This window comes from Halomonas chromatireducens, assembly GCF_001545155.1.
Taxonomy (GTDB): Bacteria; Pseudomonadota; Gammaproteobacteria; order Pseudomonadales; family Halomonadaceae; genus Halomonas; species Halomonas chromatireducens.
Genome location: NZ_CP014226.1, coordinates 291,878 through 314,275 on the forward strand (window position 1 = coordinate 291,878; position 22,398 = coordinate 314,275).

Annotated in this window: 16 protein-coding genes; 7 read left to right on the forward strand and 9 right to left on the reverse strand. The window is 62.6% G+C overall.

Annotated elements, in window-relative coordinates; translation table 11 throughout:
• Complete coding sequence (gene tdh, locus LOKO_RS01450; RefSeq protein WP_066444098.1) at positions 1-1,029, reverse strand: L-threonine 3-dehydrogenase; 1,029 nt, start codon at positions 1,027-1,029, stop codon at positions 1-3.
• A 230-nt stretch (positions 1,030-1,259) separates the two neighbouring features.
• On the opposite strand from tdh, the gene LOKO_RS01455 reads away from it, so the two are divergent.
• Genes LOKO_RS01455 through LOKO_RS01465 form a run of 3 tightly spaced genes read left to right on the forward strand, consistent with a single transcriptional unit; the run spans position 1,260 to position 3,709 of the window.
• Positions 1,260-1,841 (forward strand): helix-turn-helix domain-containing protein, encoded by a 582-nt coding sequence (locus tag LOKO_RS01455; protein ID WP_235588916.1) that lies wholly within the window; start codon positions 1,260-1,262, stop codon positions 1,839-1,841.
• Positions 1,842-1,887: 46 nt separating this feature from the next.
• On the forward strand, positions 1,888-2,637 hold the full coding sequence (locus LOKO_RS01460) for a trimeric intracellular cation channel family protein (RefSeq protein ID WP_083517364.1): 750 nt from the start codon (positions 1,888-1,890) through the stop codon (positions 2,635-2,637).
• Positions 2,638-2,689: 52 nt separating this feature from the next.
• Entirely contained in the window at positions 2,690-3,709 is a 1,020-nt protein-coding gene (locus LOKO_RS01465) for a DUF3541 domain-containing protein (RefSeq protein ID WP_235588917.1), read from the forward strand.
• Here LOKO_RS01465 and LOKO_RS01470 read toward each other — a convergent pair.
• The 5 genes from LOKO_RS01470 to LOKO_RS01490 form a co-directional block, all read right to left on the reverse strand.
• The gene (locus tag LOKO_RS01470; RefSeq protein ID WP_083517365.1) at positions 3,673-4,530 is read right to left on the reverse strand and encodes a PEP-CTERM/exosortase system-associated acyltransferase; all 858 of its coding nucleotides are present in this window, start codon (positions 4,528-4,530) and stop codon (positions 3,673-3,675) included. The two genes, LOKO_RS01465 and LOKO_RS01470, sit on opposite strands and share 37 nt — an antisense overlap.
• A gap of 41 nt (positions 4,531-4,571) precedes the next feature.
• Positions 4,572-7,424 (reverse strand): bifunctional diguanylate cyclase/phosphodiesterase, encoded by a 2,853-nt coding sequence (locus LOKO_RS01475; RefSeq protein ID WP_066444108.1) that lies wholly within the window; start codon positions 7,422-7,424, stop codon positions 4,572-4,574.
• 45 nt (positions 7,425-7,469) lie between these two features.
• On the reverse strand, positions 7,470-8,660 hold the full coding sequence (locus LOKO_RS01480) for a porin (RefSeq protein WP_083517366.1): 1,191 nt from the start codon (positions 8,658-8,660) through the stop codon (positions 7,470-7,472).
• Positions 8,629-9,060 carry a type 2 periplasmic-binding domain-containing protein gene (locus tag LOKO_RS01485; protein WP_316935702.1) on the reverse strand — a complete coding sequence of 144 codons (432 nt, stop codon included), beginning with the start codon at positions 9,058-9,060 and terminating at the stop codon, positions 8,629-8,631. The genes LOKO_RS01480 and LOKO_RS01485 overlap by 32 nt, the downstream gene beginning before the upstream one ends.
• Before the next feature lie 337 nt (positions 9,061-9,397).
• Complete coding sequence (locus LOKO_RS01490) at positions 9,398-12,847, reverse strand: hypothetical protein (protein WP_066444120.1); 3,450 nt, start codon at positions 12,845-12,847, stop codon at positions 9,398-9,400.
• 125 nt (positions 12,848-12,972) lie between these two features.
• Between LOKO_RS01490 and LOKO_RS01495 the strand changes: the two genes are divergently transcribed.
• Positions 12,973-13,686, forward strand: a complete 714-nt coding sequence (locus LOKO_RS01495; protein ID WP_066444123.1) for a DUF3581 domain-containing protein — start codon at positions 12,973-12,975, stop codon at positions 13,684-13,686.
• Between the two features lie 16 nt (positions 13,687-13,702).
• Here LOKO_RS01495 and LOKO_RS01500 read toward each other — a convergent pair whose 3' ends face one another.
• Together LOKO_RS01500 and LOKO_RS01505 are read right to left on the reverse strand one after the other, a co-directional pair.
• Positions 13,703-14,596: a universal stress protein gene (locus LOKO_RS01500; RefSeq protein WP_066444130.1), complete on the reverse strand. Its 894-nt coding sequence runs from the start codon at positions 14,594-14,596 to the stop codon at positions 13,703-13,705.
• 45 nt (positions 14,597-14,641) lie between these two features.
• The gene (locus LOKO_RS01505) at positions 14,642-15,703 is read right to left on the reverse strand and encodes an acyltransferase family protein (RefSeq protein WP_066444137.1); all 1,062 of its coding nucleotides are present in this window, start codon (positions 15,701-15,703) and stop codon (positions 14,642-14,644) included.
• A gap of 206 nt (positions 15,704-15,909) precedes the next feature.
• On the opposite strand from LOKO_RS01505, the gene LOKO_RS01510 reads away from it, so the two are divergent.
• From LOKO_RS01510 to LOKO_RS01520, 3 genes are all read left to right on the forward strand, one after another.
• Positions 15,910-16,809 carry an alpha/beta hydrolase gene (locus tag LOKO_RS01510; RefSeq protein ID WP_066444139.1) on the forward strand — a complete coding sequence of 300 codons (900 nt, stop codon included), beginning with the start codon at positions 15,910-15,912 and terminating at the stop codon, positions 16,807-16,809.
• Positions 16,810-16,955: 146 nt separating this feature from the next.
• A complete protein-coding gene (locus LOKO_RS01515; protein ID WP_066444142.1) occupies positions 16,956-18,188 on the forward strand; it encodes a DUF3422 domain-containing protein in 1,233 nt (410 codons plus the stop codon).
• Positions 18,189-18,271: 83 nt separating this feature from the next.
• Positions 18,272-18,589, forward strand: coding sequence for an antibiotic biosynthesis monooxygenase family protein (locus tag LOKO_RS01520; protein ID WP_066444148.1), 318 nt, complete (start codon positions 18,272-18,274; stop codon positions 18,587-18,589).
• Between the two features lie 8 nt (positions 18,590-18,597).
• On the opposite strand, the gene LOKO_RS01525 is transcribed toward LOKO_RS01520, so the two are convergent.
• Positions 18,598-22,206: a S41 family peptidase gene (locus LOKO_RS01525; RefSeq protein WP_066444154.1), complete on the reverse strand. Its 3,609-nt coding sequence runs from the start codon at positions 22,204-22,206 to the stop codon at positions 18,598-18,600.
• Between the last annotated feature and the right edge of the window lie 192 nt (positions 22,207-22,398).

The window sequence follows — 22,398 nt, forward strand, 5'->3', positions numbered from 1 at the left end:
TCATGACTCCCAGTTCAAAACGACCTTGCTGGCCTCGCCGGACAGCATGGCATCGAAACCGTGCTGGAACTCGGTGAAGGGCAGGCGATGGGTGATGACCGGGGAGATGTCGAGGCCGGACTCAATCATCACCGACATCTTGTACCAGGTCTCGTACATCTCTCGGCCATAGATACCCTTCAGCGTCAGCATGTTGAAGATCACCGTATTCCAGTCGATGGCGATATCCTCGGTGGGAATGCCCAGCATTGCCACCTTGCCGCCGTGGCACATGTTGGCGAGCATGTCGCGGAAGGCGGCGGGGCTGCCGGACATCTCCAGGCCGACATCGAAGCCCTCGCTGAGGCCCAGGTCGCGCTGAACCTCGGCCAGGCTCTCGTGGCGGACGTCCACCGTGCGCGTGGCGCCCAGGCGAGCGGCCAGAGCCAGCCGCTCGGGGTTGAGGTCGGTGATCACCACATGGCGTGCGCCGGCATGGCGGCACACTGCCGCCGCCATGGCGCCAATGGGGCCGGCACCGGTAATCAGTATGTCTTCGCCGAGCAAGTCATATTGCAGGGCCGTGTGTACGGCATTGCCCAGCGGGTCGAACAGAGCGGCCACGTCCAGGTCGATGCCCGGGGCGTGCTCCCAGACGTTTGACATGGGCAGGGCCACGTACTCGGCGAAGGCGCCGGGCCGGTTGACGCCGATCCCGCTGGTGAAGGCGCAGAGGTGGCGGCGCCCGGCCAGGCAGTTGCGGCAGCGCCCACAGACCACGTGGCCCTCTCCGGAAACGATCTGGCCCGGCTTGAAGTCATTCACGTTGGAGCCGACCTCGACGATCTCGCCGACGAACTCATGACCCACCACCATGGGGACGGGGATGGTCTTCTGAGCCCAACTGTCCCATTTGTAGATATGCACGTCGGTACCGCAGATGGCAGTGCGCTTTACCTTGATCAGCACGTCATTGATGCCGACCTGTGGGTCGGGCACCTCATCCATCCAGAGGCCGGGTGCTGCCTCCTTCTTGATCAGTGCTTTCATATGGTTACCTTCCTGTCGTTTGTCGTTGGATGTCGCTCAGGTGGGTGGGCGGCGAGCGGGCCTGGCAATTCGCCGGCAAATGTTTACTATAGAAGAACCATTTCCAGTATTGCAGAATATTTCTTCGATGCAAGAAAAAATTCCACCATATGGGATTAATCTACGCATTGAGGCAGTGTCTTGTTTCGATAGCGCGCTCGACTTCCAGTGGTAGTAGAGGAGTAGTGTAGGTGGCGGATACAACCATGGCCGAATCCCAGGCGGAAGCCGGCAGTCTTTCCACGCGTGTGATCGAGCTGCGCAAGCGCCGCGGGCTCACCCTGGAGCAGCTGGCGGCAGCGTCGGGGGTGAGCCGCTCGATGCTCAGCCAGATCGAGCGGGGCAAGGCCAACCCCACCCTGGCGGTTACCCTGCGCATCGCCCAGGCTTTCGGCATGAACATTGGCGACCTGGTTGACCAGCCATGGACGGCCTCGCGTATCGAAGTGATCCGCAGCGACGATGCCAGCCAGCTGTTTCGCGATGACCGGGACTGCCGCATACGCACGCTGTCACCGTTGCACATGGAAAAACATGTGGAATTCTACGAGGTGCGACTGGCCCCGGGTGCCCGCCTGCACAGCGCGGCCCACTTCGAAGGGACGCGGGAGCTGTTGACCCTCACACAAGGTTGCGGGAAGGTCCTGGCGGGAGAGAACCGCTGCGAGCTGAATCCCGGCGACTCGGCGCACTATCATGCTGACCTGGAGCACACCATCGAGAACAGCGGCGAAGAAGAGCTGGTGGGCTTCCTGGTCGTGACCTATCAGTGAGCCATCGTGCTTCTAGCGCGCCCGTGGGCAGGGAAGGAGGCAAGCGGTGACGAGCATGGTCTACTGGCTTGATATGGCGGGGGTGATCGTCTTTGCGTTATCGGGCGTAATACTCGCCTGTCGCTCGCGGATGGATCCCTTCGGCATGCTGGTGCTGGCGGCGGTGACCGGCATCGGCGGAGGCACCCTGCGTGACCTGGTGCTTGGCGTACGCCCTGTCTTCTGGGTGGCGGATCCCACCTATCTCTGGGTGATCCTGGCCACCGTCGGGGTGTCGATCATCGGCTTCCATTATATTCACCGGCTGTCACGCGTTTTCCTGCCGGTGGCCGACGCCTTCGGCCTGGCGCTGTTCACCGCGATTGGCACCCACAAGGCCCTGCAGCTTGGTACACCCGGCGCGGTGGCGGTGTTGATGGGGCTGCTGACGGGTGTCGCCGGTGGCATGGTCCGCGATGTTCTGGCGCGTCGGGTGCCGATGGTGCTGCGCCAGGAGATCTATGCCACGGCCTCCATTGCCGGCGGTATCACCTATGTCGTGCTTTATGCGCTCGAGGCGCCCTGGGCATTGACGATCTCCCTGGCACTGATGATGACGCTGGGTTTGCGGCTGGCGGCCATCTACTGGCGGCTTTCGCTGCCGGTATTCGCCTGGGGGGAGATAGCCCCCCCGGGATCGGGCAGCGATGAAGCGGGAAGCGACAAGACGCCAGCGCCGCAGGCACGCACCAAGGCGAGAGTGAGGATGATTCGTCAGAAGCGTGTTCGGGATAAACAGGGATCCAGCAATGAGTAGTCGCTGCTGTTACCTCAGCTTCCGCACAGTTTTTTGGTATGGATGGCTTCTCTTGCTGCTGCTGGCGGGTTGCGCCGCTGCACCGACGGAGGTCGAGCGCGACCGTCATCGCGAGGCGGGCCTGGCGATTCAGGCGGTCTATGAGGACGCGTTGCCCGAGCTGTCCATGGCCAAGCAGCGACACTATGCCCAGAGGCTCTACCGCATTACCGCGGAACCGCGGTATCGGGAAATCGCGCATGAGCACGGCCGGCATCTGGTTCAACAGTTGAGGAGCGATATCGAAGGGCTGGCCGACCCCGATCATGCCACCATTCGCAGCCACCAGATCGTGGCGGACTATCCCCAGCGCACCGCAAAGCAGCGGGCCCGGAGGGCAATGCTGGCCGAGTGGGGGGAGATTGCCTTTGCCCGCCAGCTGCTATTTCGCTTGGTGCAAGCCGACTACTACGGCCTGCTGGACACAGCGGCAATCGCAGATCACGAGCGAGCGCTCGAGTATCTGGCCGGCGTGGCGTGGGAGCGCTTTCTGACCGATGCCGATGTCATGGCCATCTATGCCGCCCAGGTGGCCAACCATGTCTATTTTCTCCATCAGCTCGACATTGCCGACCTGCGTGAAGCAGTGGTGGCGGCCTTTCAACGCCAATACCCCGCAGGCAGCGCCGCTGAGCTTGGCAAAGCGGAGTATCACAACAAGCTCTACGGTATGACCCACTTCGTGATCGCCTCGAGCCGCTATTATCAGCGCTGGGTGGATCCGCAGGACTATGCCTGGATACTCGATGCCTTCGCCGGGGATATTGACCGAATCCTGGCCAATGCCAGCGAGGATATCCAGGCTGAAGTGGCGCTTAGCTTCCTCCTTGCCGGGCAGGAGGCGCATCCGGCCGTTGGCCGGATACGCGACTCCCTGGTGGCGGCCATCGACCCTCAGTCCAGCATCATTCCCTCAGCCACAGGGTCGTCCGATCTGGAGCGCGGGGAGCATCGCAACGTATTGGCGATCATGGTGCTGCGCTGGCCGGGCAGGCTCTACCCCGGGCCTGATCTCTCGCTGATGGGCCTTTGATCATGGGTGTGAGAGGGAGTAGCGATCAGTCTTTGTGCGGGGGCTTCGTCAAGCTGGGGCCTCAATTCGGTGAGAATATGTCGATACAAGGGACGCAAGGTGTCATGCATGTCCCGTTCGGCCTGGTGCTGATCGATATAATAGGCGGCCCTGGGGCCGCAGTAGTCGATCACGCGGCCAGCCTTGTGGAAGGCCAGGCCTGAGATCTTCAGCAGGCGCGAGAAACGTGGCTCCATCATGGCGAACACATGGCGTCTCTCCGACAGGCCAACGATCGCCGTGGCCGCGAGAAACAGGCTTAGCCCCAGCAGCGGTGAGAAGGGTTTGACGTCATGCCCCGAGAGTTGCTGAATGTCGTGCTCGTTCAAGCCGAGGGCGCAATCCTTGCTCCTGCGAAAGGCCGGGTGGACGGCGAGACGCGACACTTCACAGATCGTGGAGCGCTGGAATCGATCGGGATGCAGCCTTGGGTGGTCGAGGCTGAATCCGCAGCTGCGCTCGAGCGGCAGTGTGTCGAGGGGCGGTGCCGCGTTGCCGGGTATCAGTACCACCCTCAAGCAGCCGGTATCGATACCGCTGGGGATATGATTTAGCAGGCAGAGAATGGCATGCTCGTCGTGGGCATCGTTTTCGAACGGGATGTCTGAATTGACTCCCAGGTCGTAGTTAAGCTCCTGGCGGAATACCTTGTGTCGCAGGGCGTAGGCTCTATAGCGGGACTCTCTGTCGTTGGCGATCGAGAATCGGAACTGCTTGGCAAAGGTTGCCAAAGGGCTTGTCTTATCGAGCGGCTGCGTCCTTCTTGCTGTGTCGTTGCTCATGTCTCACCGGCATCCTTTCCTGTTGAGTTTCCATTGGTTGTTCAGGCCCGGTTTGTGCTACCCAGGGCCTCCGGAATGACTTCAGTCAATAGCACCGGACGGCCGAGGTGGTATCCCTGGCCGTAGGTGATGCCATAGGATTCAAGCAGAGGCACCAGGGCTTCCTGATCCACGAATTCGGCGATGGCCTGCTTGCTGAAGCCGGCTGCAATATCGGCAATCGCCTGAACGATGACCCGGCTGTCTGGGTTGGTCAGCAGGCTGCGAATGAAGGCGCCATCGATCTTGATGAAGTCCACGGGTAGTTCGCCGAGATAGTGGAAGCTGCTGAAGCCGACACCGAAGTCATCAAGGGCGGTACGACAGCCAAGGTCGCGAATGGATTGAAGCACGCCACGCGCCTTCGAGAAGTCAGTGACCGCGGCTGTCTCGGTGATCTCCAGGATCAGGTAGTTGGGGTCGGCACCGCTCGTGGCCAGCTCCTCGACAAGGAACTGCTTGAGTCCATCGTCGTGGAGGGTCTGCCCCGAGAGGTTGACCGCCAGGCTGATGCCCTTGTCCTGAACGTGTTTCAGTGCCTGCAGGCTATGGCGGAGCACCCAGCGGTCGATCTGGACGATCTGGCCACTTCGCTCGGCGACGGGAATGAAATGCAGCGGCGCAATCAGCGAGCCCTTGGGGCCGCGCATGCGCAGCAGTATCTCGTAATGACGCACGTTCCTGTCGTTCAGCCGGACGATGGGCTGCACCATCAATTCGAAGCCATCCTCTTCAATGGCCTGGCGTATCCTCTCCACCCAATAGACTCGCTCCTGGAGCTCATCCTTGGCTGTCTCTACCGTAGAGAGCAGATGCCAGCGCTGTATACCGCCCTCCTTGGCCTTGTACATGGCAAGGTCGGCGCTGGCCATCATGTCGGCGGCATTGTTGCCATGGTCAGGATAGAGGGCGATGCCCAGGCTGGCGGCGGCCCTGTGCCGCTGGCCGCCAGCGTCCAGCCCGGTATTTTCGAGCAGGGGGAGGATCTGCTTGGCCACACACATGGCCTGCTTGTCATCGGCGCCCTCCAGCAGCAGGGAAAATTCGTCGCCTCCCAGCCGTGCGATCACGCCGCGATGTCCGAACTCCTGGAACAGGGTGTCCGCCACCATGCGAAGCAGTCGGTCGCCGGTATGATGCCCGCTGAGCTCGTTGACGTCCTTGAATTGGTCGAGGTCGAGCAGCAGTACGGCACCGGATCGTCCGCGCTGCATGGCCAGGGCCAACGCTTCATGGAAATAGCGGCGATTGTAGAGTTCGGTCAACGGGTCCCGCTCGGCAAGCCAGGTCAGGCGTGCTTCCGCCACCTTGCGCTCGGTGATATCGAGACCCACCGATATGCGGGAGGCTCCTCCCTCGAGGCGCGTCGGCAACGGAGCATGGAACCAGGCAATGGTTCGCTGACGGCCTTCCGCAGTGCGCAGGCAGCGCTCCTCCTGGGCGGCATTGTCATCGAGGCCGGCAGCATCACCGAGGGTGTTATCACGAGTAGCGAAGACATCATCGAACAGTCGGCCCAGCAGTTTATCTTCCTGGGTCTCCATGACCGTGAGGGCATAGTCATTGACCAGAGTAATACGGCCATGCTCATCCTGAATAATGATGAATACCCGTGCCGTATCCAGCAGGCTGCTGACGAAGTCTCGTTCGCGGGCGAGCTCCGCGACACGCTCGGCCAGTTGAGCGCCCCTTGCGCCCACCTCCCGCTCCAGGGTTTCCAGTTGGTTGGACAGATCGAGGGTGGTCCCTTCCAGCACGTCGATCTCATCGGGAAAGCGTCGGTGCGGTGTGGGGATGGCGCTTCGGGCTTGGTCAAAGCCGCCATGGGCGAGTACGGGCAGCACGCCAGCGAGACGACGCAGACGTGCCATGGGGCGCAGCAGGATGGCCAACAAGAGAAGTTCGGCAGCGATCCAGCCCGTGATGCCCGCCACAAGCAGGGTTCGGGTATCCTGATTGATGGCCTGCATCTGCGACGAGATATTGGAGGCAAGGAGGAAATACCCGCTACTGCGTCGATCTTCATCCGAGGCCATATGAACCGCAGAGAGTTCGATGTCGTCGCCCTGATGATGCAAGTGCAGCGGGGACCGCAGTAACTCATTGAGGGAGGTCTGCTCGGCCGCTGTTTCCAGCAAGCGGAGATAGGCTTCCTGGCGTGTCATGGCGATCAGGCTGCCATTCCAGTTCTCCAGGTGTCGCTCCGGCATCGTCTGGGGCTCCGGTGAGCCAGTGATCAGCAGGGCGACATCGCTTCCCGACACCTGCTGGACCTCGCGGGTCACATCCGCCAGCGAGCGAGACAGCATGACAATGCCCACGCTCTCCCCGGCGACCAGAATGGGTACGGCCGCATATTGACGGCAGTCAGTGGCGCAGCGCAGGGCTGAGAGGGGGAACTCGGTGGTCATGACCTGCTTGACCCAGGCCTGGATAGGTCGCTCGTTATCGGCCTGGCCCTGGCCCCACTCTGCTAGCAGGCTGCCTTCGGTATCGAACACGAGGATTTCATCGATTCCTGCTTCGAGCTGGAGGGTCGGCCACTGCGAGTAGAGAGAGCGAAACAGTACCTCTGCGTTGCCTGTTTCAAGCGCGGGGCCAAGGTCGGGCGATGCGGCCGTCAGGGCCGCCAACTGCTGCAGGCTATCCTCGGAGCGTTGGAGTGCCAGCTGAATCTCCCGAGCCTGGCGGGCATTATGCTCTTGGCGGCTCTCCTCGAACTGGCGGGTCAGGTTGGCATGGCCGAGCCAGGTAAACAGTACCACCAGCGCCAGCAGCAGCAGGCTGCTCATGGCGATGACTCGCCATGTAAGGCTTAGTCGGTGGCGTATTCCCTGGGATTTCGATGCGCTCATGCAAGCTTATCCCTACCCGAGGTTGAAGAAGTCAACTATGGCGGATCAGAAGCGAAGCGAAAGCTGGAACAGCAGCATATTCCAACGGCGTTTAGTCTCGGCAGGGTCCGGGTTGTCCTGTAGCGGCAGCCAGCCGGTCCCATCGATATGATGGTATTCGGCTGCCAATAGCAACCTCGGCGTGACATTCCACTGCAACCCCATGGTGATGTCATCGGCATAGCGGGCGTGGGCAGGTCCAAGGCCCTGGGCCTGGTAGGCGGTGCCCGAACGGTCGCTGCGGTCGGTTACCAGGCTGTCGTAGCGTATCAGCCATTTCCAGTCAGGGTGGAAGCGGCGTGTATATTGCACATACCAGCTCTCCCCGGTGGTGTCGGATTGGCGTATATCACCGGAAAGGGAGACATTGCGTATAGCGTACTCACCCGTCAAGGCCCAGTTTTCCTGATCGTATTGCAGCGAGAGTATCCAGGGTTGAAAGTTGAGCTCGCCATCCCCGAAACCTGAGCTGAGGTCCAGATTGACGTCTGCGGCACTCAGTGCGGCGGTGAATTGTCCGTTGCCATGCTCATAGAGTACCTGCCCGATATAGGAAGTGCTGCCATCCACGTGGACGCCCATGCCGGGGGGAAACAGTTGATCTTCCAGGCCTCGGGTTGTTGGAGTGCCAATGCCGGCCTTGACCCTTAGTGTTCCCGTGTCCAGTCGCTCCTCGGCATAGACGCTGCCTCCGTCGGCTGAGAGGCCCAGCGAACGGGTGCGGTCGAAATAGATGGACTGGGGCAGCAGAATGCTCGGCCGCGTAAAGGCGACGTCCCGCGTCTGGTTATAGAAGCCGAACGGGTTCTTGAAACGCCCGGCCTGGACTCCCAGGGTTCGCTGCTGGCTGGAGTGCAGTTGATAATCGATGATGCCATAGTCGAGCACCGGGCGAGCATCCTGACCATCACCGCCGGCACGACGGCTCAGCAACTGGGCCGCAACCAGGAAGTCCTGGTGTGGGCGAAGCGAGACATTGGCACCGATTTCGGTGTATTTGAGACTACCGGAATCGCTGCTGCTGGGGCCGAAGAAATCATTTCGATCGGTGATCACCAGGGCCTGGCTGAGAAACCCATGCATTTGCAGTGTATCCAGCACACCCTCCTCCGCGGCAGCGACCGGCGCCCCAAGCGCCAGTGCAGCCAACAGCGGGGAGCAACGACTACTCCATCGAAATAACTTGGACTCGATCATCCAGATACTCCCTTTCCAGATACCCAAGGGCGCCGGGCGTGGTCGCGATGCGCTCCAGCATCTCGGCTTGGCTGCTGACTCTATTGGGTGCTTGCCCGGTACCCGAAAAGACCATCCGGTCCCAGGCCAACTGCAGCTGATGGGGGTAGACGGCCAGATGTTCCTTGGTGAAGCGCCCATGCACGGCATGGCTGCCGGGAAGGACGAAGACCCGCACGGCCTGCCCATCGGGCCAGGTGCGCTGGCGCATGGCGAAGATGGCGCGGGCGTTATCGCGGGTCAAGGTGCGGGTATCGACATCCGGGTGAACAATCAAGGCCACCTGACGCTGGTCAGCACTGGTCGCGGGAGCCAGCATCAGCAGCAGCATTATCGGTAGCAGACGCGTCAACACAGCCACACGGCACCTTCCACCAGGCTTGGTGTACGGAGCGCCACGGCGGCGCGAGCCGATGGCATCAGCGCCCTGTCGGACAATGGCTGCCTCGTGTCCGGCCCCGGGCATGACGGTATTGGCCAGGACCTCTTGCAGGTATCGATAGTGCGTTCCCCCGTCCCCTTTGCCGTGAACCAGCTCAGTCCCCGGCAGTACCCTACTGTTGGAATGTAATAGTCTTACATCAATGATACATATCTGCACAATAGACGCTTGGCGTTATTCACAAAGCGAAAGCGGTGCGTCCGGAACATCAACGCTAGCGACCCGGCTTGGCTAAGCTAGCATATTTTTCAGTCTGCTAGCGTGGCGGGGAGGCGGAAACTCCCTCTATTTCCTGCTGCCAGCCCGAGGGTAGCGGCTGGCGGGTATCCGCTTCGGCTCGAGCCTCTTCGATGCTCTGGTACCAGCGGCGCGGCCGAAACAGCTGTAGGTCGCGCCCTTCCTCATCCAGGGCCAGGCCGATCCGGAATGCCCCAAGGCGGGCATACAACTCACCGTGGACGCTATCGTCGATTAGGCGCAGGTCTGCCAGCATTTCCAGGTTGCGTCCTGTCAGGCGCAGGTCACTGATGTGCAGCCTGTTGTCGGACAGGTCGACATCCGCATGGCCGCTGATCATCGGCACAGTCAGCAGGCGGGCCAGTCTCGGTCGTTCACGTGCGCGGGCCAGCATTAGGTTGGCCAGCAGCCCCGAGTCGCGCATGGCAAGCCCGAATCGAGCCGAAAGGTTGAGGGGCTCTTGCCAGGTCAGCCGCCCTCGCTCCAGGTCGAGCTGGGCCCACCAGCCGCGTTCTCGCCCTCCTTCGGGTCCCTCGAGTGAGACATTGTCCAGGCGTAGACGGGTACCGGCGGCATCGAAGGTGCGCGTCTCAAGGTTACCCTCTCGCAGTCGGGCATCCAGTGATAGGTCGCCACGGAGTCGTTGCTCGCCGACTCGGAGGTCGCTGTTGAACGCCCTGAGCGACAGGTCTCCCTGGGCGCGTAGGCCCTCCAACCGCAGATCGGCCATCAGGCTGGCGCTGCCTCCGAGCAGGGCGAGCCCGGCCCCCGGAGGAAGGTAGTCATTGTAGGCGGTGATATCTGCCACTTCGGTGATGGGTAGCTCGATACGTGTCGTGATGGCTTGCGCCGGTATTGTCTCCGGGTCGACGGTAAAGCGGGGCAGGGTCGTCTCGAGCCGGAAGTGTCGGCCGCTGAGGTATTCGGTCGTGCCGTCCCGCCGTCCCAGGGAGAGCCGGGCCAGGTTGAGTGACAGGCGTGCCTCGGGCTCGGCCCGGTCGCCTTCGATGAGGGCTTCCAGCCTGCCGCTGCCACTGACGCGATAGTCGAGAAAGGTGGCGGCCAGCCGGTCGGCATCAATGCGAAGCCGGCTGCCTGGCTGGGGCTCGTGGCCCACCAGGTCGAGGTCGGCCTGGAGCTGGCCGGCGCCGCGTAGCGTCAGGCCGTGGGCACGGGGCAGCAGGCGATCGAGAAAGGCTAGCCGGTCGACGCTGCCGTCCAGCACAAGTTGGGTACGGGGCGTCTGGCCGTTAGCGCCGAAAGGATCGGTGAAGCGAGCCTGGCGGGCCAATAGCCGTGTCGTCACCCGCTGCGGTTCATCGGTGTCGTCCAGCGCCAGGGTGAAGCGCGAGCCGGAGAGATCCAGGGTGCTTCCGTCCAGGCTGGCATGGCGTATTGGCAGCGCCAGGATGATCTCACCCAGCACTTCGGCATCGAACAACCCCGCCCGGAGGCCTTGCCCGGACAGCGTGATCTCCCCTCGCACTCCGCTGCTGTCAAAGGTCAGCTGTCCCTGGCTCGTGGCGCTGCCGCCCAGCAGTCTGAGCGGCGACGAGTCGGGCATGTGGTCCGCGAATACCGCTACATCGGGTATGGCCGCTTCCGGCCAGCTCAGTTGCAGGGTCGCACTGCGTGCGGCATGGTCCCGAGTCAGGGTATCGATCTCGGCGGTCAGGTTAAGGGAGGGTGCTATCAGCAGGGGGCGTGTATCCTGGCCACGGGTCAGACTTGCCTGTTCCAGGTCGAGCTGCAATTCGGCGGTGGGTTCATCGGACGCCTCTACAAGGCGAGCGATGAGCCGGCCTCTGCCCCGAGCGTGAAACTCGAGAAAGCGCGTTTCCAGCGTCGAAGCCTCGATGCGCATGCTGCTGCCCGCCATGGGCTGGCCGTCCTCGAACCTGAGGTCGGCGAAGAGCCGGCCGGCACCGTCCAGTGTCATTCCGCGCCCATTGAAGGCTTCCTCCAGGAAGGTATCGAGAAAGGCCAGGTGTGATACCCGGCCGACCACGGTCACCGCGCCGTCCAGAGGTGCCGCACCATTGGGGGCGTACCACGCGTCGAGCGCTCCTGGTGCGGTGAAGCTGGCCTGGGGAAAGCTCAGCTCGGTGACCATGGGACTGGCCTCGCCCACCGGGTCCTCCCGGGCGGCCGTCACCTGCAACCGGCTGCCCGAGAGGTCCAGGCGAGATGCCATCGGGTCCAGCTCGGCAAGGTTCAACCCCAGGGAGAGCTCGCCGATGAGGGGCTGTTCCATCAGTGTCATCGCGATGTCATTGCCGCTCAGGTCGGCCCGCCCCTCGAGCCGGCCCTCCTGATAGTCGAACCGGGCATCCAGCCGTGCGGTGCCGGCGTGAAGCGTCAGCGGCAAGCCGGGGGGGAGATAGCGCGCAAGGCGGCTCACGTCGGGGACCTCGGCCTCCTGCCAGGTCATTCGCGCCGCGGCGGGAGGCGCGGGGGGCGCGGTGAGGTCTGCGCTTTCGAGCCGGGCCGATATCGCGAAGCGTCGACTGGTCAGCAGCGGGTCTTCCTCATCTGCCTCAGCGGGGCTCATCGCCACATCCTCCAGGCTCACGTCAAGGTGGGGCCGCCCAGGCGCCTCCCCGCCATGGACGACTAGACTGGCCCGCCCTCGACCAGAGAGACGCTGTCGGCTTGCGTTGCCGTCTTGGCTACCCAGCAAGGCTGCTTCATCGAGTTCAACGGCCAGGTTCGGCGATTCCAGCGTCACGTGGCTATCCGCGGCGAGCTTGCCGGAATGCAGCATCAGCTCGGCAGTGAGGGCTCCGCTGCCCTCCAGCGAAAGCCAGGGCGTAGCTTGGAGATAGGGGTTGAAGACATCCCAGGCATCGGCGCGCCCGTCCAGGGAAAGGCGCCCGGACAACTGGTTCAACTGCTGCCGATCCAGGCCGGGAGAGGGGTCGAAAGGGGCGACGTTCAGCGTTGTATCGAGCCTGAGATCATCGGCCAGCAAAATGTCGTCCCGCCATAGCGAGCCGGCATCGAGCGTCAGCCGGAACGAATCGGTGCCTACTCGCCGTGTCGCGAGCTCAAGCCCCCTGGCTTGCAGCTCGCCCTCGCCCTCCAGGCGATGGGGGCCAGCCCGCAGCAGGCGAATGCCGTGTGCGTCGAGCTGCTGCAGGGTCAGCTGCCGTCGCAACAGCCCGGTTGTCGCGATACGCACCTCCGCCTCGTCCACCGCGAGGTAGAGAGGCAGCTCGGTGGCATGGCGCTCGATGGTCAGGCCTTGAAAGTGAAGTCGCCCAGGCCATAGGCTCCACCCGGCTTCCCAAGCTATGGTGACATGGGGCAGGCGGCGGTCGATCCAGCTCTGTGCCGAGGTGCTGTTGAGCAGGATATTGGTGCCTGCCAGTGCCAGCAGCGCCAGCATCAGCAGGCCGGACAGCAGCCAGAGCAGGGGCCGAACGCGAAGACGGCGAGGAGACGGTGTTCTTTCACTGTTCTGAGACATCGTCAGGCGGCTGCCTTCTCCTTGGCGATCAGGGCCTTGGTCCCGGTGGCTTCGCACTCGGGGATTTTATGGCATCATCACCGTTACTTTTTGTGGCACATCATCCAGGGCAGGCCGGACCACATATGTTTCTTGATTCCTACTATACGCAAACGGATTCGCACATTCGCATCACGGCACAGCAGGCGAGCGACTTCGCCAAGGGTATCGCGGGCGACTTCAACCCCATTCACGACCCCAAGGCACGTCGCTTCTGCGTTCCCGGCGACCTGCTGTTTGCGCTGGTGCTGAGCCGCTTTGGCCTTTCCCGGGAAATGGATTTCCATTTTCGCAGCATGGTCGGTGACGGGACTACGCTGTGCCTGGAGGAGGATGAAAGCGGGCACATCGCTGTCAGCGACGATGACGGCAAGCGCTATCTCGATGTGACCCGCAGCGGGGAAACGACCCGGGACGAGTCGGCGGTGGAGGCCTTCACCCGCTGCTACGTGGCGTTCTCGGGCAGGAACTTCCCCCACGTACTCAAGCCGCTGCTCGAAGAAAAGGGCGTCATGTTCAATCCGCGTCGCCCACTGGTGATCTACGACAGCATGGGCTTCTCGCTGGAAAGAATTGACCTGGAGAGGCCTTCGCTGGAGCTGGTGGATTCGAGCATGACGGTGAGTGGCAAACGCGGCGACGTGACCCTGCAGTTTCGTATCACTGATGGCGGGGACGAGATCGGCAGCGGTTCGAAGAAGCTGGTGGTAAGCGGGCTTTGTGACTACGACGCTTCTGCCATGGAGGATATCGTCACCGAGTTCTACCGGCTCAAGGCCGCCTACGAAGCCGGCAGGTGACAGAACGCATGCCGGCTTACACCACAACCGTCACCGGGCAAGACGCCTGGTCGATGACCCGATGGCTGACGCTTCCCAGGAGCTTTTCCCGCCATGTGCCAAGCCCCCTGCGGCCCATCACGATAACCGGGTAGTCCTCGTGGCGTCGGGCCTGCTGGATGATGGCCTCGGCATAGCGCTCGCCGGTCAAAACCTGCTCGATGATGCCCGCCGGCACATCGCCCAGCACCTTGCGCGCGCGCTGGAAGATGCGTTCGGCCTCGTCGGTGGGTTCATCTGCCTGCTGCGGTGGCTTGCCCGACGGGCGACAGAACAGCAGCTCTACCGCTGCATCGGCACTGCGTGCCAGGTCGCCTGCCAGAAGCGCGGCGCTGTCGCTGTGACGTGAGCCGTCCACCGGCAGCAACACCCGGCCGATATGCTGTATATCCTCCGGAGCCGCTTCGGCATGCACCACCGTGACCGGGCAAGGAGACTTGTGAACCACCTCGTTGCTGACGCTGCCTTCCACGAACTTGCCCATATCGCTGAGATGGCGGGCGCCTATCACCAGCAGGCACGCCTCATGGGTTTTGGCATGTTCGATGATGGCGCGTGCCGGATGGCGGATAAAGGTGTCGTCTTCCAGCGTCACTTCGTCGATGGACGTCTCCAGCGGCGGGCTGATGGATTGCCTGGCACGGGAGAAGGCGTTCTTGGCCGCTTCCAGGCGCAGTGAACGGTCCCGGTCGGCCTCGGCTCGTCGGTTGGCGGGCAGGTCGCTGAGTTCAGGAGGATTCAGCGGCATCACATGCAGCAGCTGCAGCGATGCCTGCAGCAGGCGGGCCAGCATGGCGGCATGACGTGCCGCAGCGTCGGCGGTGGGCGAGCCATCCACTGGCACGATCACGAGCGAAATGTGCTCACTCATGGTAGGTCTCCCTTGCAGGCAGAGATAGTGATTCAGGTTTCCAGATTAGCGCAATTGACCCGCTGGCGTCTGCCGGATGCCCGGTACAAATAGCCGTTTACCGAACAGCATCCCGCCCCAGCGAGTATGGTTGGCGAGTTGATTCAGCCAGATGGAACCTGCGAGGCCGGCCACGATCAGCAGGGCGGTATACACCAGCATCGGCATGACCAGAATCGCATTGACCGCGTCCACCATGGCAAAGAACATGGGGTGGGCCAGGTAGATGCCGAAGGAGTACTGGTTGACGTACTTGACCAGCGGCGGCGCCGACCGGTGGCGCAGGCGAGTGACCGCGCAGAGCGTGAACAGGATGAATAGCGGCACCACCCAAGTCTCCTTGGAAGAGTACTCCAGCCAGCCGGGCAGCGTCAGCAGGGCGATGAGTCCAACGAAGGCCGCCAGGTAGCGTGGCTGGGAGAGCCGCTTCAATACAGGCACCTCATCCAGGCGCGGGGGGTCCAGTTGGGCGTAGTAGCGCACCACCAGCATGGCCAGGAAGAACAGGTAGATCCAGCCCAAGGGAGCGATCCATAGCAGGTAGCCGGGAGGCTCGATGCCGTAGAGGCGGGTCAGTCCCCAGTAGGCCATGCCGATGAGGCTGCCGATCACCAGCCAGGGGCCGGGTTTCAGCCAGCGCTCCAGACCATAGCGAGCATAAAGCCAGTAGAAGGCGTAGAACTGCATGGCGATGATCAGGAAGTAGCCGTGCCAGCCCGCATAGACCAGATAGAAGACCAGATTTTCCCAGAATCCGATGTCGATGCCTTCCTGGCGCAGGCTCAAGAAATTGGTCGTCGAATAGATCAGTCCGTAGACCAGATAGGGCACCATCACGTACTGCAGGCGCTTGTTGAGAAAGCCATCGGGCGGCTGGCTGCCATAACGGGCCGCAAAGAGGAAGATGGAGATGAAGATGAAAATTGGCGTGCCGAGGACCGTGGGGATACGGGCCAGGTCGACATAGACATTGTCGACGTGCTGGTTCAGTCGATCGAGCAGGTGAAAGGCGAAGACGGCAAGACAGCCGTAGAAGCGCAGCCAATAGATTTCTTCGATTCGCTTCATGGTCCTTGGCCTTCCCTGCTGTGCTGTCTCTGGTAGTCGTAGCTGTCAACGGTGAAGTGGCTTCGCCGGTAGTTGAAACCGTCAGCTGTGACGGCGAGTAGGAACATCCCGCACCGCTGTGCTGTCGACCACGAGGAGGAGGAGAAATTCCCAGATTTGGGAAACAGTGTTTCATAAATCCGTTCCCGGGCACAGGGAGTCCGTGCATGACGATCCGCCACGCTATCAGGTTCTGCCTTGTCTTTGGGCTACTGCTGGGCACCACCCCGGCCTTGGCCGGAGAGGTAACCCACCATCGTTTCCACTCGACTGTACTGGAGCGCGATTACGCCTATACCCTCTATTTGCCGCCAGGCTACCGCGAATCGAATCTTGCCTACCCGGTGCTCTACCTGCTGCATGGCTCTTTCGGCAGCGAGTCCGACTGGGTCGAGCGTGGGGCGCTGAAGGAGACCGCGGACCGCCTGATTCGCCAGGGTGTCATTCCGCCAGTGGTCATCGTGATGCCCGGCAGCGAGAGCTGGTGGATCGATGGCTACAATCAGGCAGCGCGTACGTCTTTCTTCGAGGATCTCGTGCCCCGGGTGGAGGCGTCCTGGCAGGTGGTTCCACAGCGGGAGTGGCGCGGCGTAGCCGGGCTTTCCGCCGGGGGCTATGGCAGCCTCAATTTCGCGCTGGAGCGGCCGGAGCTCTTCGGAGCCGCCGCGGCCCTGAGCCCGGCCAGCTACCATCCGCTGCCTCCTGCCAACTCCTCGGCGAATCGACACCCCGCCTTCCTCGACGACAACGGCCAGTTCGACACCGAGCTCTGGCAGCGGCGTAACTACACCGCCTATCTCGATCGTTACCTGGAACGAGGAATCGTCGTGCCGATCTATCTCAGCGCCGGCAATCGTGACGTCTACAACGCAGAGCATCACGCCCGCCTGGTGCATCAGGCGCTCAAACACCATCAGCCCGATCTGGTCCCCCTGAATGTGTTGGGTGGTGGGCATACCTGGCGGGTCTGGCGCGCCAGCCTGCCCAGCGCGCTCGAGTGGATGTTCCAGTTCCTGCAGGGACCGGTGCCGTTGGAGACGCTGGCGCAGCAGGACGCAGCAGGGTGAAGCCCAGGCCGCCCGAAGGCGCCCGCCTGGGGCCGCGTTGCGGACCGGCTGCGAAGGTTGGGGCGGTCTGGAAAAGCATGATAGCAGTTGGCTTGGGGGCCTTAAGACCTTAGTCTCGGGAAACAACATACCTTTCAGGCCCCGACATGCACCCCCAACGAGAACGCCTGCACAACGAACTGCACGCCCGGCCCTCCATCTACTTTTCGGAGCCGGCCCACGTCCACCACTACGCCTTTCTGGATGAGGGTGGAGGCTGTGACGCCATCCTGGCACAGCTGGGCGAGATAACGGGGCTCGAGCTGGATACCGAATCCGTTCAGGAAATTTTGTCCTTCGACGGGATGACCCTGAAGTGGGAGCGGCATACCGAATTCTTCACGCTCACCCTGCTGCTACCCCGTGGCAGTGACAGCGAACGATGGCCGGCGGCGCCCGAGCCACTGGCTTCGATCATCGCTGCCAATCAGGCTCTGCTGATCAATGCCACCCTGGTCCTGGTGGAGGCTGAGGAGGCCTGGAGTGGAAAAGGGGAAGCGTATGGCTTCAACGACCCGGCTGGTTCTCTGGTGGGAGGTGGCGATGCCATCGTATGGAGTGATTTTCGCCTTACCGAGGAGGGCGTGAATCATCTGTTGCTGATCAACCGCAGGCTCAACGCCTTCCGTCTCGGTCGCATGGTGCGCCGACTACTGGAGATCGAGACCTACCGCATGATGGCCTCGCTGTCGCTGCCCCTGGCCAAGGAGCTCGGCCTCGAGCTGCAGGGCTACGAGACCGAGCTAGGCGAACTCTCGGATCGCAATGCCGAGCAGGCTGAGACCAACCCGCGCCCGCTGCTCTCGGCCCTCTCACTGCTTTCGGCTCGCCTGGAGCGAAGCGGCGCCCGGTCGCGGCAGCGCTTCAGTGCCACCGAGGCCTACGCCCGGATCGTGTTTACCCGTATCGAAGAGCTGCGTGAATCGCGAGTGCAGGAGTGTCCTCGTCTCGGGACCTTCATCCTGCGCCGCTTTCGTCCCACGGTGCATTTCTGTGCCGCGATCAATCGGCGCCAGGAGAGCCTGGCCGAGAGCGTGGCGCGGCTCAACGACCTGCTGCGAACTCGTGCCCAGGTCGAGATCGAAGAGCAGAACTCGGGCATCCTGCACAGCCTCAACGAGCGCGCCAGCAGTCAGTTGAAGATCCAGAAGGCGGTCGAGGGGCTCTCGATCATTGTCATCAGCTACTACGTCTTCAGTCTGTTCAAGCTGTCGCTGGAGAGTCTCGGTGCGCTTGGGGTGCCCGTGGTGCCCGGCGTGGCCGCCTCGATCATCGGCCCGCTGGGTCTTGCCATCATCGGCGTGCTTGCCTGGCGTATCTGGCGGGTCAAGCAGCATTGAGGTACAGGGTCGCGGCCAAGTCGACGCCGTTTTCCGTGTCACTGAGGCAGGCCTTTTGCACAGCAACCATAGATGAGGACAACATGCCCGAGATCGCTAGTACGCCTCAACCGCCTTACTACGCTGTCATCTTCACCTCGATTCGCACCGATGGCGACAAGGGATATGGCGTCATGGCCGAGCGGATGGTCGACCTCGCGACACGCCAGGAGGGCTTCCTGGGCATGGAGTCTGCCCGCGAGGGGCTTGGCGTCACTGTCTCCTACTGGGCGAGCCTGGAGGCGATCGCACAGTGGAAACAGAACGTGGAACACCGGGAGGCCCAGCGCCTGGGCCATTCGAGCTGGTATGCCGACTTCAAGGTTCGTATTGCCAGGGTCGAGCGGGACTATGGTGGCTAGCCTGGCCGCTACTCCTTCGCGTCGAGCTGCATCAGCAGGTCTGTCACGGCACGTTCCAGCTGGCGGTCGTGGCCCGCAACTTCATCCTCCGGTGACTGTTCTACCAGGATGTCGGGCATCGCACCATTGTGCTCCATGTCGGTTCCATCGGGCAAAAACCAGCCACGGAAGGGGCGACGGACGGTCGCGCCATCGATCAGCGTGTGGCTGTTGGTGGAGATCACCCCGCCATAGGTTTGTTGGCCCACCAGGTTGCCACGATCCAGAGTGGAGAAGGCATGGGCCAGGATCTCGGCATTGGAATAGCTCTTTTCGTTGACCAGCATATTGATCGGCAGGGTGTATCGAGGCGCATCCAGCCTGTCCTGGGGATAGTGGCCTGTTGCCTCTCGGTCCGCCCCGGCGGGAATCGTATAGGCGTGCTCACCTGCCATGATCGAGGTCAGGATGCGGTCGGTGGTATGGCCCCCGCCGTTGTTGCGCACATCGATGATCAGCCCGTCCTTGCCGGTCGCGGCGGCGTAGAGATCCCCCTGGAAACCCTCCAGCGAGGTCTGGTTCATGGCCTGGATGTGCAGGTACCCGAGCCGGCCGTCGGAGAGCGCCTCGACCTTGCGGCGACTTTCTTCGCGGAAATGGTCATATTTGAGTCGTGCAAGATCGCTCATGCTTATCGGAGTCAGCATGGTGCGGTATTCGGTATAGCCATCGTCACCGGGGCGGTCGAAGGTGACGATCACCTCCTGATCGACAAGTCCGCGCAGCCGCCGCAGCAGGGTCTCGCGCTCCTCGAAGGGCTGAAGGTCGATCTCGGTGATGATGTCACCTTGCCGCAGAGGCATGGGGCCTCGGCTTGCCGGCCCTTCGGGGATCACCTCGGTGACGCGGTAACCGGCCCGGCCGTCGATCTGCGACACGATGGGTTCCTGCTCGATGCCGAATCGCCCGGAGGGCTCGCGCAGTGCCGATACCGGTCCGGGGTTGGAAACCCCCATGTGGGAGGCGGCGAGTTCGCCCATCAGGCGATTGGAAATGTCGCTGAATTCGCTGGGGGTTCGCGCGCGACGTATCAGCGTCTCGTAATCCTCGACCACCTGAGACCAATCCAGCCCCTTCATGTCCTCGCGATAGAAACTCTCGCCGATCATCCGCGCCGCTTCGTGGAACTTCTGCAGCGACTGAGCCTGCAGGTCGATGCGAATGCGGTCCGAGATATCGGGACGCTGATGGGTACCCCCCGAGAGCCGTGCCACCCCCACGCGGCCATCGCTGATATAGACGACCCGGTCGCCGGTCGTGCTCAGGTGCTGCACGTTGGCGCTGGGGCCCAGCCGGGTGCGGTTGCTGCCATCCCAGTCCATGACGAACAGGCCTTCGCTGCCGGCATTGAACACGTAGCGGTCGCCGCCCGGCGTCATCTCATTGGCCGATTGATGGGTGGGAGAAGCCGTAATGCGTTCAACCCGGCGCCAGGCATTCTCCAGCTCGAGGGTCGGTGCGTCACCGGCATCCGTTTCTTCGCCCTCCTCCCACATGACAGGTAGGGGGGTACGAGCATCGGCCTCGCTGCGGGCATTACGGTAGTAGGTGCTCCGCTCGCGGGGCGTATAGGTCTCGATGGTGCGGTCGAGGTAGACGCTATAGAGGTCGTAGCTGTCGCCGGAGCGGTTGGAGATGAAGCTCAGCTTGCGGCTATCGGCCGACCAGCGAGGACTGAGGTCGTTACGCGGATGCCGGGTAATGTTGACGGGCTCCTCCGAGCCGTCGGCCGGAACGATGAAGATATTGGCACTGAAGTTCAGGTCGTTACGGGAAAATGCGATGTAGCGGCTATCCGGCGACCAGCGCCAGTGGGTAAAGCTGTCCCAGCCCTCGACCAGGGTTCTCTCATCACCGCTCTCCAGGTCCTTTATCACCAAGTCGCCGCGTCCTCGGCGAAAAGCGAGGGAGCGGCCGTCCGGGGAGGGGGAGACCTGACGGTCGTTGTGTTCGCTCGCCACCAGCGGCTGAACATCGAACTGGACTGCGTCATGCCAGCGGCTCGGATCGTGCTCGGGCGGTACATCCTCGGCAACCTCGACGTCGAGCTCCTCTTCCGGGAGGCTTTCGGCCTGTATCGGTTGATCCTGCAGCGGCTCCGGCACATCTACCGGGGCCGACGGTGTCGGCAACAGAATGGGGGTGATCAGGAACCCCGGATCCTGCGGGGCGAACGGGTCCTCGGGGTCCTCCCCCTGCAGTGCGATGTCGGGCTCATCGTTGGTTTCGGGCACCGGGTCAGTCGGCTCCTCGGGGGTGGGCCTGGTCGCCTCATCGGGCGAGGGTGCCGTGAGCTCCCAGTCGCGAGAGGGTTGCTCATCGGGTGACTGCCGCTCGTGGGCCTGGCGGATTTCGTTCCGAGTCAGGGCCACGCGGGCCTCATGAATCGACTCGGTGCCGTCGCTGTCGTTGACGAAATAGAGCACCAGGCCGTCGGGGGACCAGGCGATGTCCCTGTGGCGGGCATGGGTGCCCGGCGTTACGGCCTGGGTCGGGCTCTGGTCGTCCATATGCCGCACGTACACCCTGCCGTAGGCGATATACGCCATGGTCTGGCCGTCGGGGCTGAGCGCCGCCTCGCTCACGTCGCGGTTGATACGGCGCAGCTCATGGTCGTCCCGGCCGTCCGCGGCAGCCCGCAGGGTTACCGGCTCGGGTTCGGCATCCCGGTCCTGCAGGTCCAGGGTGAGAAGCGTGTCCCAGACCTGCAGGATGGCGGTACTGCCGTCGCGGGAAACATCGAAGTGCTGCAGGTCGCGCTCGTCGAAGTCGGTGAGTCGGTTGAAGGTTGGTGTCTCTTCCCCTAGCTCGACGCGATAGAGATTGACTGTCTCGTCTTCCCTGTCGGACATGAAGAGCAGTGTCTCGTCATTGATCCAGCGTGCACTGCCATCGTCTCCATCGCGCTCGGTTAGGGCATGGAACTCGTCGGTTTCCCGGTCATGCAGCCAGACGTTCATGGCGTCCGGGCCGCGGTAATGGCGCCGGTTCCAGCCATGGTAGGCCCCTCCGCGGGTAAAGACGACACGCTGCCCATCGGGAGAAAGCTGTGGCTCGGAGCCGAAGGCATCATGCAGCCGGCGATACTCGCCTCCCTCTGGCGTCAGCTGGTAGGGCCGTTGGTCACGGTAGACGTCGGCTTCAAGCATGCCGGAGAAAGTAATGACCGGCTCGCCGTCCTCGTTGAGGGCATAGTTCGGGTTGCGCAGATGCTGGTCGCCGTGGGTGAGCTGGGTCAGCTCGCCGCCATCGCGGCGCATACGCCACAGGTTCAGGTAGCCATCGCGCATTGAAGCGAACACGATCCATTCCCCATCCGGGCTCCAGCTCGAATAGAGGTCATCCAGGTCGTGGCGGGTCAGCCGGATGGCATCGCCGCCGTCGGTTGGCGCCCGCCAGAGATCGCCTCGCCAACTGAAAGTGAGTTCCGAACCATCCGGACTGATGGAGGGGAAACGGGGGAGCCCGACTTCCGCCAATGCCAGCGGCGATGCACTCGCCAGTAGTCCTCCTGTCACCGCTACCAGAGCCATTCGCTGCACTGATTTATTCAGGGTGCTGACAGTGCCGTGCGTCATTCCCATTTCCAAGCCTTACCCTTTGCTGAAGCATGTTCCCCAACGTAGCAACAAAACCGGGACCCTTCGAATGCCAGTCTGCGTGCTTCCTTGGTTAGGGGGGCTCAATCAACTAACCTTCTTGCGAATAGCGAATATCTTCGCGCAGTGGCCAATGCCAGAAGAGCGGGAGCCAGGCGGAGAAACCGCAGG